The sequence below is a fragment of the Streptomyces avermitilis MA-4680 = NBRC 14893 genome, assembly GCF_000009765.2.
In the GTDB taxonomy this organism is placed as follows: domain Bacteria; phylum Actinomycetota; class Actinomycetes; order Streptomycetales; family Streptomycetaceae; genus Streptomyces; species Streptomyces avermitilis.
On sequence record NC_003155.5, the window covers coordinates 4,007,250 to 4,020,579 of the forward strand.

Consider the following 13,330-nt stretch of genomic DNA (forward strand, 5'->3'; position numbering starts at 1 on the left):
CCCCGCTCCCGTACGTACCGGCTATCCCGCCGCCGCTATCGTCCCCCGCGCGGCCTTCTTCAGCTCGACGTCACGGCGCCTGCGCCGGGCCAGCACCACACGGCGCTCGGCGGCGGTGAGGCCGCCCCACACGCCGTACGGCTCGGGCTGAAGCAGCGCGTGCTCCCGGCACTCGACCATCACGGGGCAGCGCGCGCAGACCCGCTTGGCCGCCTCCTCCCGGGACAGCCTGGCCGCGGTGGGTTCCTTGGAGGGTGCGAAGAACAGTCCGGCCTCGTCACGCCGGCACACGGCCTCCGTGTGCCATGGGGCGTCCTGATCCCGGTCCCGCACTGGCGCCCGCTGGGCCGGAACGGCAGCGACCTGCAGGGACTGATGCGGCGGTTGCAGCACGGTCTACTCCTGACGACGGCTTCGCGAGCGAGAGACGATGCAGCAAGGCCTACCCGCTGTGCGCGGGCCTATGCACTGTGTTCCCAACCGCTGGCCTTCGGGCGGCCCGCCCGGCCGGAACCGCACCCTCCAGGCCCGCCCTCCTCGCCGCGGACGCGACCGAGTTCACAAGCGTCAACGGTCCAGGTGTTTGCGCAAACCGTGGTCGAGCTTGCGCGTCACGCGGTCCGACACACGGTCGAGGATGTCCGCGACCAACTTGCCCCGCTTGGGCCTTGCCTCGACGTTTCCGAGTATGGCCAGTCCGTCCACGTAGACCACGGGGGCGTCGGCGTCGCCCGAATCCAGCGTGCTCACCTCGAAGTTGCCGAGCACACCGCCGCCGGTGCCGCGCAGCGAGACGTTCTCCGGGACGCGGATCTCCACGTTGCCGAAGACCGAGATCACCTTGATCACGACCTGCTGGTACTCGAAGATCGCCTCGCTGAGGTCGATCTCGACGCTGCCGAAGATCGCGTACGCGTGCATCCGACGTCCGGCACGCCAGCGGCCCTTGCGCATGGCCGCGCTGAACACCGCCACCACGTTCTCGTCGGGCTCGACGGGTATCGCGCCGGCCGTGGGGCGGTTCGGCGCCGGGGCGTATGCCGGGGTCGCGCGAAGCGGGTGGGCGGCGGGCAGGTCCCGCACCAGAGGCTCCAGCTCGCCGACGGTCCTGGCGCGGTAGACCTCCTCGACGCGCTCGGCGTGCTCCTCGGCGGTGAGGCGGCCCTCGGCGAGGGCTTCGCGCAGGATGTCCGCGATCCGGTCGCGATCGGCGTCCGAGGCCCGCAGTTCGCTCTGCTGCTGCCGGAGTTCAGTCTGCTTCTGAAGGTCCACGGCAGCAGCGTACCCAAACGCGATAGATCGCGACTACCCCTCGTGAGCGCCTGTGGAAAACCCTTTGGAAACCCTTTCCTCGCCGAACTGAGCCTTACCTCACAAGCTCGGTGTCCGCGCCAGGTCCTACGCTGGTGGACGCTGCCAACGGAGGCCAGCCGCTGTCTGTCGAGTGAGGAATGGGCGAGATGCCTGAGTTCGCGTACACCGATCTGCTCCCCCAGGGAGAGGACACCACCCCGTACCGGCTGGTGACCTCCGAGGGTGTCTCCACCTTCGAGGCCGACGGGCGGACGTTCCTCAAGGTCGAGCCGGAGGCGCTGCGCAAGCTCGCCGAGGAGGCCATCCACGACATCCAGCACTACCTGCGCCCCGCCCACCTCGCGCAGCTGCGCCGCATCATCGACGACCCCGAGGCGTCGGGCAACGACAAGTTCGTCGCCCTCGACCTGCTGAAGAACGCGAACATCGCGGCCGCGGGCGTGCTCCCCATGTGCCAGGACACCGGCACGGCGATCGTCATGGGCAAGCGCGGACAGAACGTCCTCACGGAGGGCGGCGACGAGTCGGCCCTCAGCCGCGGCATCTACGACGCGTACAAGAACCTGAACCTGCGCTACTCGCAGATGGCTCCGCTCACCATGTGGGAGGAGAAGAACACCGGCTCGAACCTGCCGGCGCAGATCGAGCTGTACGCGACGGACGGCGGCGCGTACAAGTTCCTCTTCATGGCCAAGGGCGGCGGCTCGGCCAACAAGTCCTTCCTCTACCAGGAGACGAAGGCGGTCCTCAACGAGGGCTCGATGATGAAGTTCCTGGAGGAGAAGATCCGCTCGCTCGGCACGGCGGCCTGCCCGCCGTACCACCTGGCGATCGTGGTCGGCGGCACGAGCGCCGAGTACGCCCTGAAGACCGCGAAGTACGCCTCCGCGCACTACCTGGACGAGATTCCGGCGGAGGGCTCGGAGCTGGGCCACGGCTTCCGCGACAAGGACCTCGAGGAGAAGGTCTTCGAGCTGACGCAGAAGATCGGCATCGGCGCGCAGTTCGGCGGCAAGTACTTCTGCCACGACGTCCGCGTCGTCCGGCTCCCCCGGCACGGCGCGTCCTGCCCCGTCGCGATCGCCGTGTCCTGCTCGGCCGACCGCCAGGCCGTCGCGAAGATCACCGCCGAGGGCGTCTTCCTGGAGCAGCTGGAGACGGACCCGGCGCGCTTCCTGCCGGAGACCACGGACGACCACCTGGACGAGTCGGGTGACGTCGTCAGGATCGACCTCAACCAGCCGATGGACGACATCCTCGCGGAACTCACGAAGTACCCGGTGAAGACCCGGCTGTCCCTGTCCGGCCCGCTGGTCGTGGCGCGCGACATCGCGCACGCCAAGATCAAGGAGCGGCTGGACGCGGGCGAGGAGATGCCGCAGTACCTGAAGGACCACCCGGTGTACTACGCGGGTCCCGCCAAGACCCCCGAGGGCTACGCGTCCGGCTCCTTCGGCCCGACCACGGCCGGCCGTATGGACTCCTACGTCGAGCAGTTCCAGGCGGCGGGCGGCTCCAAGGTGATGCTGGCGAAGGGCAACCGCTCGGCGCAGGTCACGAACGCGTGCGAGGCGCACGGCGGCTTCTACCTCGGCTCGATCGGCGGCCCGGCCGCGCGCCTGGCCCAGGACTGCATCAAGAAGGTCGAGGTCGTCGAGTACGAGGAGCTCGGCATGGAGGCCGTCTGGAAGATCGAGGTCGAGGACTTCCCGGCGTTCGTCGTGGTCGACGACAAGGGCAACGACTTCTTCAAGGACCCCGCACCCGCACCGACGTTCACGAGCATTCCGGTACGGGGGCCGGGGCTGGCGTAGCCGGTTCCGTACCGAGGAGGGCCCTGGCCGGCGTGTCGGCCAGGGCCCTCGTGCGCTCCCGTTCCGACACAAATGAACAAATTGCAATGCCATTCGGTTAGTTGGAAAACATCCCGTCTTGGGCGATGTCAACGGACATGCCCCGGACATATCCTGATGGAGGGTCATACAGGGGGTCGGCGCAGCCATGGGGGAGCGGGACATGGTCTTCAATCAGTCCGGGTGGAATGTCGGCAAGGTCTACAACATCGCGGGCGATCTCCGCCTCACCGACCGGAGCTCCCCCCAGGAGTTCGCCGAGGCGCTGAACGAACTGCGGTCACGTATACGGGCCCTGGAGGACGTTCCCGGCGCCGATCTCGCGGCCATGGACGCGGAGCTGGCCCAGGCGGCACTGGCCGCGGACACCCACGCCGGCGAACACGCCACCGACGCCGCCACCGACGACGCCGCGAGCGGCGAAGACGCCACCGGAGACGGCCCGTCGCCCGGTGACGACATCGTCGCCGGCCGGCTGACGAGGGTCGCGAACCGGCTGCGCGCGCTCGGCACGGCGACCGCGGCGGCCTCCGAACTCGGCACCTCCCTCGACACCATGGCCCAGTGGGTCGGGCACCACCTCTGATCGGCCCGTGCCATGTCAGGCTTCGACATCACAGGTCCCGAGGACCCGGCCGGCGCCCCCGACGGCGCCCCCGGTGAGCGGGAGGCCAGGGTCAACCTGCCGGGCGCCGTGGACGCCGCCGTCACCCATCAGCCCGACTGGGCCGTCGACTCGGTCTACATGGCGAAGGAGATCTCGTTCGTCGACCGCCGGGTCATGGTCAACGAGACACCCGCGCCGGCCCCGGACCCGTCCGGGTCTCCCGCCCCCGCCGACGGGCCCGCGTTCCGCAAGGCCCTCGCGAGAGTGCTGCTGGGCAAGCTGACGTCCACACTCGACGAGACCCACTGGCTGGACCACAAACTGGTCGAGCTGACCGCCATCGTCGAGGACGTGGACGGATACCCGGCCGCGGGCCACCGCAGCCTGTGGCGCAGGCGGGGACGGTACGCCACCCGGCCCCTCACCCAGGTGCTGGCCCGCCCCGAAACGGATCTCATCCTGCTCCAGGGCGCCCCCGGCGCCGGCAAGAGCGTCGCCATGTGGCAGCACGCCGTGGAAGGACTCCGGCAGATCGTGTCCGGACGGAATCCGGACCTGCCCCTGCCCATCTACGTCAACCTGCGGGAACTGAGGGCGAAGCCGGACGAGATCAACACCGATGTGCTGCGGAAGTACATCGCCCAGCAGACGGGCCCCAGGGGAAGCATCGAGATCGCCTCCTACTTCGCCCACTGCTTCACCGAGGATCTGCGCAGACGCCGGGTGACCCTGTTGCTCGACTCCTTCGACGAGATCCCCGCGGTCCTCGGCAGTGCGACCGTGGACAAGGCGGTGTCGCCCTACGTCCAGACGGTCATCGAACTCGTCGGGGGCGGCGGAAGGTGCGTCGTGGCCTCCCGGGAGTACAAGGGGCCGCGCGCCGCGGGCTGGACCCGGCTGCACATCCTGGGACTGTCGTCGGAGCAGCAGGAGTCCTTCCTGCGCGGTCTCGGGCTCGGCCGCGAGGACATCGGTCTCGTCCAGCCCCTCCTCACCGACCCGCGGCACGGGTTCGTGACGGAGCTCCAGAATCCGCTCAGCCTGAAGCTTCTCGCGAGCTATGTGGAGGCGCGGCACACTCTTCCGGAGCGCCCGAGCGCCGTGTTCGAGGAGTATGTGTCGCAGCGCCTGCACGCGGCCGTGGAGACGGCCCGCGACACCGGTGAACTGCGGCGGGTCGAGGACTTCCTCGCGCGGTTCGCCTTCCGGCTGACGTCGACGGACGGCGGGCTCTCGGTGAGCGAACGGGAGTACGGGGAGGAGATCGTGCGGGAGGCGGGTGACGACGCCGCCGTACGCGAGCTGCTGCTGCGCGTCGTGCCGGCGTCCAGGCTCCTCGTCTCCGCGCCGGAGGGCCGGCATGCCGGCCGCCGGGTGTTCTTCGGCCACCGCCGCGTACAGCAGTACTTCGCGAGCCGCCACGTCGCGTCGCGTCCCTCCGCGGTCGCGCCCTTCGAGCTGGTGACCAACGGCCGCTGGCGCGAGACGGCCGTGACCGTGCTCCAGGACGGTTCCCCGGAGATCACCGGCCCCCTGATGGCGGAGCTGGCCGGGGTGCTGACCGCCGAGTGGGGCCGCTACCGGGCCATGGAGGAGGCGAGCCGAAGAGAGTACGTACCCATCGCCGAGGAGTTCACGTGGTCGTCGTACGGGGAGTTGGTCGGCGAGGAGGGCGCCAACCCTCCCCCGCTGCTCACCCCCTTCGCCTGGTCCCCGATGGCCGTGCACTGCCTGGAGCTGCTGACCGCCGCCTACCACGGCCAGTCGCAGTGGCCCCGGGCGGAGATCGAGGGGCTGGTCCAGGCACTGGTGGATGCCGCCTGGAGGCGCGGCAGCGTCAGTGACCGCAAGTTCGCCGTCGACTGTCTGCCCCTGCTGCCGGAGCCGGTCCGCGAGCGGTACATCGACCGCGCGTTCGCCGGTGGCAGCGGCTGGATCCGCACCACGGCGCTGCGCGACTGCGCCACGTTGCCCGCCCTGACCCCCGGCATCCGCCGGTCCATCCGCCGGCTGCTGATCACCATGCTCAGCGAGCGGTCGCTCGCCACGGAGTCCCACGCCGTCGACGTCGACCTGCGGCGCCTGCACGGGGACGACGACCTGGTCCGGGTGCGCCGGATCATCAGCTGGTCGCCGAAGGCGGTCGCCGTCATCTGCGTCCTGCACGCCCTGGTGGCCATGGCGGCACCGGGTGCGTACTGGTGGCGTCTGCGGGACCAGCTGCTGTGGTGGTACGCCGTGCCGCTCTTCTTCTTCTGGTGGTTCCAGTCCACCCAGCCCCTGTCCTACGGCGTCGGAAAGAGCCGGACGCGGCTGTTCTTCGAACGGGTCGTCAACCGCACGGTCGGCGTGGAGATGGACGTCCTGGAGACCGACGTCCTGCTGGGCAGCCTGGTGATGATCGCCGGCTTGCAGGCGGCCCTTCAGGTGGCCCTGGGCTTCTACGAGATCACCGAGGGCCATACGACGTGGGGCCTGCTGGAGATCACGCTCTACGCGCCGCTGAGCGTCTGTGCGCTCCTGTGGGGCCCCAGCCTGCTGTACGCGGTCCGCCAAGGGCGCTCGTCCCGCGAGTTGAGCGCGATCAGGCTGGTTCTGGTCGTTCCCGACACGATGCGCCTCCCGGACCATCCGGCGCGTGCGCTGTCCCGGCAGACCTGGGCGAGGTTCGCCTGGGACTCGCTGTGGGGCCTGCTCAAGATGGCGGTGTTCACCTCCCCCGTCTGGGGCACCTTCGCCCTGCTCTACTACGCGGGAGGACACACCGGACACATCCTGGCGCTCGTCCTGCTGGGCCTGCTCACCGGCTATTTCCCCCTGGTCGTGGTGATCGGCCTGGTCCGTGAGTTCCGGGCGCACCGCCGGGTGCAGCGTGCCGTCCTGCGGGGCTCCAGGGGCGGTGCCGCCTTCGTCGAGGCCATGTTCTCGCTGCGGGACACCGGTGAGGCGGCCGAGTACGTGCGGCGCATCCGCGGCATTCCCGGCATGGACGCCGAGAAGCTGGACCGGCAGGCCGTCCGGGCCTCCATCGCCTACCTCCAGAACCGTCCCGGGGCGAAGCCGTCGGACCCGGCGCCGGCCGGCTTCGCCGTCACCGCCCCGCGCAGGCCCGCCGCCTGGCGGGCGGACGACGCCCTGCTGGACGAACTGGGCCGCCTGGACGAACACCTGCGCGCGCGCTAGGTACCGGACGCTCCCGCGGGGAACAGTGGGCCCGTCGGAAGTGCTGTGTCAGGTGGAGGTGATCGTCGATGACCGACGAGGACGACAAGCAGAACTACCGTGTCGAGCACGACTCCATGGGTGAGGTCCGTGTCCCCGCGGACGCCAAGTGGCGGGCCCAGACCCAGCGTGCCGTGGAGAACTTCCCCATCTCCGGGCAGCGGCTCGAGCGGGCGCACATCGAGGCCCTCGCCCGGATCAAGGGAGCCGCCGCCAAGGTGAACGCCGAGTTGGGCGTGCTCGACAAGGACGTCGCCGAGGCCATTCAGGAGGCGGCCGCCGAGGTCGCGGAGGGGCGTTGGGACGAGCACTTCCCCGTGGACGTGTTCCAGACCGGCTCCGGGACCTCGTCCAACATGAACGCCAACGAGGTCATCGCCACGCTCGCGACCGAACGGCTCGGCAGGGACGTACACCCCAATGACCACGTGAACGCGTCGCAGTCGTCGAACGACGTGTTCCCGTCCAGCATTCACATCGCGGCCACCGCCGCCGTCACCCGCGATCTGGTACCCGCCCTGGAGCACCTGGCCGCCGCGCTGGGCCGCAAGTCCGAGGAGTTCGCGGACGTCGTGAAGGCCGGGCGTACGCATCTCATGGACGCGACGCCCGTGACCCTGGGGCAGGAGTTCGGCGGATACGCGGCCCAGGTGCGGTACGGCGTCGAGCGGCTGGCCGCCTCCCTGCCGCGGCTCGCCGAACTGCCCCTCGGGGGCACCGCGGTCGGGACCGGGATCAACACCCCGCCGGGCTTCTCCGCCGCCGTCATCGCCGAGGTCGCCCGCGTCACCGGGCTGCCGCTCACCGAGGCGCGCGACCACTTCGAGGCGCAGGGTGCGCGGGACGGGATCGTCGAGACCAGCGGGCAGTTGCGGACCATCGCCGTAGGACTGACGAAGATCGCGAACGATCTGCGGTGGATGGCTTCGGGGCCGCGTACCGGGCTCTCCGAGATCAGCCTGCCCGACCTTCAGCCGGGGTCCTCGATCATGCCCGGCAAGGTGAATCCCGTGATTCCCGAGGCCGTGCTGATGGTCGCCGCACAGGTGACGGGCAACGACGCGACCGTCGCCGCCGCCGGAGCCGCCGGCAACTTCGAACTCAATGTGATGCTGCCCGTCATCGCGAAGAACGTGCTGGAGTCCGTCCGGCTGCTCGCCCATGTCTCCCGGCTGCTGGCCGACCGCACCGTCGACGGGATCGTCGCCCATCGCGACCGGGCCCGTGAGTACGCCGAGTCGTCACCGTCCGTCGTCACCCCGCTGAACAAGTACATCGGGTACGAGGAGGCCGCGAAGGTCGCCAAGAAGGCCCTCGCCGAGCGGCAGACGATCCGTCAGGTCGTCCTGGAGAGCGGATACGTGGACCGTGGCGACCTCACCCTGGAGCAGCTCGACGAGGCGCTCGACGTCCTGCGGATGACGCACCCCTGACGGGGCTCACCACCGTGACCCGGGTGTGTCCCGTCGCCGCGCGGACGCCGGGTCATGGCGTGAACCGTGACGGGCATCGCAGCGTCGTATGCCTGTGGCACCTAATATCTGTTCATGGCAGACGGTGGAGCGGTGAGACGAGTGAAAGCGGACGGTTCGACGGCGCACTGGGCCCCGGGCAGCCATATCCTGTGGCGCTACCGGGAGAACGCCGGCGAGCACTTCCACATCGCGCGGCCCGTGACCGTCGTACGGGACGACGACGAACTGCTCGCGGTGTGGCTGGCACCCGGCACCGAATGCATGCGGCCGGTGCTCGCGGACGGCACGCCCGTGCACGTCGAGCCGCTGGAGTCCCGTTACACCAAGCCGCGCACGGTGCAGCTGGACCGCTGGTTCGGCACCGGGGTGCTCAAGCTGGCGCGGCCCGGCGAGCCGTGGTCGGTGTGGCTGTTCTGGGAACCGGGCTGGCTGTTCAAGAACTGGTACGTGAACCTGGAGGAACCGCTGACGCGTTGGGCCGGCGGGGTCGACTCCGAGGACCACTTCCTGGACATCTCCGTGCATCCGGACCGCACTTGGGGCTGGCGTGACGAGGACGAGTTCGCGCAGGCCCAGCGGGACGGTCTGATGGACGCCGAACTCGCCGCTCGGGTGCGAAAAGCGGGACACTCGGCGGTGGAGGTGATCCGCGCCTGGGGCCCGCCGTTCTCGGACGGCTGGCAGCACTGGCGCCCGGATCCCTCCTGGGCCGTACCGCCCCTGCCGGAGGACTGGGACCGTACGCCCGCGCAGATGGCGACGTGAGACCCTTGTCGCGCCCCCGTGGTACAACCGTAGGATCGTCCTCCGCAAGGGCACACGCAGCAGCAACTCCCGCAGTATGTGCTGGGCTTGACCGAACGTCACCGAGGGGCGGCAGGACGTGAGCGAGGGGTACGAGGGCTACACCGGATCGGCTTCCAGGCGGCCGGACGGCGGATCAAGAACAGCCTCTGACCACGCGGGAATTCCGTTCCTGGGGCACGTATTCCGGGTATCGGCATTTCTGCGGGACGAACTGCACGCGCGGCGCGCAGCCCCGGACGGATGGATTCGACACGCGTGACGGAGCACCCCACCTCGCATGAGCGCCGCCAGCCGAGCGCCGGCCGGCCCTCCGCCCCCGCGGACCCCCGCGGGGCGCTCCTGCGTACCCCGGAACCGCTGCAGACGCCGTCGTCGTCGGCGGCCTTACCCGCACAGGCCCGCACCGGCGACGCACCCACCGGACAGGGCACGACGACACCGTGCGGCAAGGGTCCGTCCGGCGGCCAGGGCACTCCCACGCCCCCGGGTGCGGGCGGCGCCAAGCCGTCCACCCCTGGCGCCGAGCACTCGCAGCCCTCGGACGCGGGTCCCGACGCGCACCGCCCGCGCCCCGCTCCCGAGGGCATCCCGGCCCAGCCGGGCGGGGAGCAGGACAGGGTCGCCCCGGCAGCGGGCGGCGGGGACCGGCGCACCGGGCAGGGGCTGCCGCCCGGCGGCCCGATGCCGATGCGGCGCGACGGGGACCGGCTGCGCTTCGTGGGCGCCGCGACCCGGCGGATCGCCCGCGGCATCGACCTCGACGAGATCGTGATGGGCCTGTGCCGGGCCACCGTGCCGACCTTCTCGGACGCGATCCTCGTCTATCTGCGCGATCCGCTGCCGGTCGGCGACGAGCGGCCCATAGGGCCCATGGTGCTGCGGCTGCGGCGCACCGACCGCATCCCCGAGGAGCGGGACACCGACGGCGGCTTCCTGACCGCGTTCCAGCCGGAGCCCGCCTCCGAGCTGTCGGCGGTCACGGCCGAACTGAGCGAGGTGCGGCCGGGCGGCGCGCTCGCCGAGGTGCTGCGCGGAGTACGGCCCGTCTTCGCGGACGCGCCCGCCGCCCGGGCCGCGCTGCCCGAACTCCTCGGCGACGATCTGCCCATGCCCAGCGGGCAGCGCGCGATCCTGGCCCCGCTGCGCGGCCGCCGCCGCGTCATCGGTGCCGCCCTGTTCCTGCGCCGCCCCGAGCGCATGGCGTTCGAGGCGGACGACCTGCTGGTCGCCGCCCAGCTCGCCACGCACAGCGCGCTCGGCATCGACAAGGCGGTGCTGTACGGCCGCGAGGCGTACATCGCCGACGAGCTCCAGCGCACGATGCTGCCCGAGACGCTGCCCCGGCCCACCGGCGTGCGCCTGGCCAGCAGGTATCTTCCGGCCGCCGAGACCGCGCGGGTGGGCGGTGACTGGTACGACGCCATTCCGCTGCCCGGCAGCCGGGTCGCGCTCGTCGTCGGTGACGTCATGGGCCACTCCATGACCTCGGCGGCGATCATGGGCCAGCTGCGGACCACCGCGCAGACCCTGGCCGGGCTGGACCTGCCGCCGCAGGAGGTGCTGCACCACCTCGACGAGCAGGCCCAGCGCCTGGGCACCGACCGCATGGCGACCTGCCTGTACGCCGTCTACGACCCGGTCGCACACCGCATCACCATCGCCAACGCGGGCCATCCGCCGCCGGTGCTGCTGCACCTGGGCGGCCGGGCCGAGGTGCTGCGGGTGCCGCCGGGCGCCCCGATCGGCGTAGGCGGGGTGGACTTCGAGGCGGTCGAGCTGGACGCGCCCGCCGGGGCCACGCTGCTGCTGTACACGGACGGGCTGGTCGAGTCCCGGCTGCGCGACGTGTGGACCGGGATAGAGCAGCTGCGGGAGAAGCTCGCCGCCACCGCCCAGCTGACCGGCCCGGACCATCCGCCGCCGCTCGAGGCCCTGTGCGACGAGGTGCTCGACATGCTGGGCCCCGGCGACCGGGACGACGACATCGCGCTGCTCGCCGCCCGCTTCGACGGGATCGCGCCCAGCGATGTGGCGTACTGGTTCCTGGAGCCCGAGGAGACCGCACCGGGCCGGGCGCGCAAGCTCGCCCGCCGTGCGCTGTCCCGCTGGGGCCTGGAGGAGCTCAGCGACTCCATGGAGCTCCTGGTCAGCGAGGTCGTCACCAATGCCGTGCGCTATTCGACCCGTCCGATCACCTTGCGGCTGCTGCGTACGGACGTGCTGCGCTGCGAGGTCGGCGACGATGTGCCGCAGCTGCCGCGACTGCGACAGGCGCGGGCCACGGACGAGGGCGGACGCGGCCTCTACCTGGTGAACAAGCTGGCCAGGCGGTGGGGCGCGACCCGGCTGAGCACGGGAAAGGTGGTCTGGTTCGAGTTGAACCGGAGCTGAGGGGGTACGCGTCCCGTCTCGCCCCGGGATCACCTCCGCCCAGAACCGAACCGAAGTTGGATCCCGTCCAAATGTTGCCGACGTCCCGTCGGCGGAGTTGACTGCTGGGGTGAGCGAAGCGACCTAACGACCCTCTTCTTTGACGGGAGGACGCTCGTGACCCAGGCACCCCAGAAGGCTCCGTACACCACGAACAACGTCGGAATTCCGGTGGAGAGCGACGAACACTCGCTCACCGTCGGTCCCGATGGCCCGATCCTGCTCCAGGACCACTACCTCATCGAGAAGATGGCCCAGTTCAACCGGGAGCGGGTCCCCGAGCGTGTGGTGCACGCCAAGGGCAGTGGCGCGTACGGATTCTTCGAAGTCACCAATGACGTCAGCCAGTTCACCAAGGCCGACCTGTTCCAGCCGGGCAAGCGCACCGAGATGCTGGCCCGCTTCTCCACCGTCGCCGGCGAGCAGGGCTCGCCCGACACCTGGCGCGACCCCCGCGGCTTCGCGCTGAAGTTCTACACCGAGCACGGCAACTACGACATGGTGGGCAACAACACCCCGGTCTTCTTCGTCCGTGACACGATCAAGTTCCAGGACTTCATCCGCTCGCAGAAGCGCCACCCGGTCACCGGGCTGCGCAGCAACGACATGCAGTGGGACTTCTGGACGCTCTCCCCCGAGTCCGCACACCAGGTGACCTGGCTGATGGGCGACCGGGGCATCCCGAAGACGTACCGCCACATGAACGGCTACAGCTCCCACACCTATATGTGGATCAATGGCGCCGGTGAGCGGTTCTGGGTGAAGTACCACTTCAAGACCGACCAGGGCATCGACTTCCTCACCCAGGCGGAGGCCGACGAGCTGGCCGGTTCGGATGCCGACAAGCACCGCCGGGACCTGTTCGAGTCGATCGAGTCCGGGAACGCGCCGACCTGGACCCTGAAGGTCCAGATCATGCCGTTCGAGGACGCGGCGGACTACCGCTTCAACCCGTTCGACCTGACCAAGGTCTGGCCGCACGGCGACTACCCGCTGATCGACGTCGGCCGGATGGTCCTCAACAAGAACCCCGAGGACTACTTCATCCACATCGAGCAGGCCGCCTTCGAGCCGTCCAACCTGGTGCCGGGCATCGGCCCCTCGCCGGACAAGATGCTGCTCGGCCGGCTGTTCTCGTACCCCGACACACACCGGTACCGGATCGGCCCGAACTATGCGCAGCTGCCGCCCAACCGGCCGCACGCCCCGGTGAACTCGTACGCCAAGGACGGCCCGATGCGGTACGTGCCGTCGAACGCGGCGAGGCCGTACGCGCCCAACTCCTACGGCGGCCCCGCGGCCGACTACGGGCAATTCGGCGACCCGGCGAGCTGGGAGACGGCCGGAGAGCTGGTCCGCGAGGCGACCAAGCCGCACCGCGAGGACGACGACTGGGGCCAGCCGGGCACGATGGTGCGCCAGGTCCTGGACGACGCGGCCCGCGACCGGCTCGTGTCGAACGTCAGCGGCCATCTGAAGGCCGATGTCTCGCGCCCGGTCCTGGACCGCGCGGTGCAGTACTGGCGCAACATCGACAAGGAGATCGGCGACCGGATCGCCAGCAACGTCAACGGAGGCTGAGGACACGAACGCGGGAGGGCGCCCGGTGGATCACCGGGCGC

Annotated in this window: 9 protein-coding genes; 7 read left to right on the forward strand and 2 right to left on the reverse strand. The window is 70.3% G+C overall.

All coding sequences use genetic code 11. From position 1 onward, the window contains the following. Positions 1-21 precede the first annotated feature (21 nt). Positions 22-393, reverse strand: a complete 372-nt coding sequence (locus SAVERM_RS16655; protein ID WP_010984646.1) for a WhiB family transcriptional regulator — start codon at positions 391-393, stop codon at positions 22-24. A 174-nt stretch (positions 394-567) separates the two neighbouring features. Continuing rightward, on the reverse strand, positions 568-1,272 hold the full coding sequence (locus tag SAVERM_RS16660; RefSeq protein ID WP_010984647.1) for a DUF1707 SHOCT-like domain-containing protein: 705 nt from the start codon (positions 1,270-1,272) through the stop codon (positions 568-570). A 188-nt stretch (positions 1,273-1,460) separates the two neighbouring features. Here SAVERM_RS16660 and SAVERM_RS16665 point away from each other — a divergent pair, with 188 nt between their 5' ends. The 7 genes from SAVERM_RS16665 (at position 1,461) to SAVERM_RS16695 (ending at position 13,289) form a co-directional block, all read left to right on the forward strand. Then, entirely contained in the window at positions 1,461-3,128 is a 1,668-nt protein-coding gene (locus tag SAVERM_RS16665) for a fumarate hydratase (RefSeq protein WP_037645252.1), read from the forward strand. A 202-nt stretch (positions 3,129-3,330) separates the two neighbouring features. Then, positions 3,331-3,753 carry a hypothetical protein gene (locus SAVERM_RS16670; RefSeq protein ID WP_137865232.1) on the forward strand — a complete coding sequence of 141 codons (423 nt, stop codon included), beginning with the start codon at positions 3,331-3,333 and terminating at the stop codon, positions 3,751-3,753. A gap of 12 nt (positions 3,754-3,765) precedes the next feature. Beyond that, positions 3,766-6,957 (forward strand): NACHT domain-containing protein, encoded by a 3,192-nt coding sequence (locus SAVERM_RS16675; protein ID WP_010984650.1) that lies wholly within the window; start codon positions 3,766-3,768, stop codon positions 6,955-6,957. Positions 6,958-7,025: 68 nt separating this feature from the next. Then, positions 7,026-8,429, forward strand: a complete 1,404-nt coding sequence (locus SAVERM_RS16680) for a class II fumarate hydratase (protein ID WP_010984651.1) — start codon at positions 7,026-7,028, stop codon at positions 8,427-8,429. 114 nt (positions 8,430-8,543) lie between these two features. Then, entirely contained in the window at positions 8,544-9,236 is a 693-nt protein-coding gene (gene fomD / locus SAVERM_RS16685) for a cytidylyl-2-hydroxypropylphosphonate hydrolase (RefSeq protein ID WP_010984652.1), read from the forward strand. Positions 9,237-9,518: 282 nt separating this feature from the next. Beyond that, positions 9,519-11,669, forward strand: coding sequence for an ATP-binding SpoIIE family protein phosphatase (locus tag SAVERM_RS16690; protein ID WP_010984653.1), 2,151 nt, complete (start codon positions 9,519-9,521; stop codon positions 11,667-11,669). A 156-nt stretch (positions 11,670-11,825) separates the two neighbouring features. Beyond that, a complete protein-coding gene (locus SAVERM_RS16695; RefSeq protein WP_010984654.1) occupies positions 11,826-13,289 on the forward strand; it encodes a catalase in 1,464 nt (487 codons plus the stop codon). The last annotated feature ends 41 nt before the right edge of the window (positions 13,290-13,330 follow it).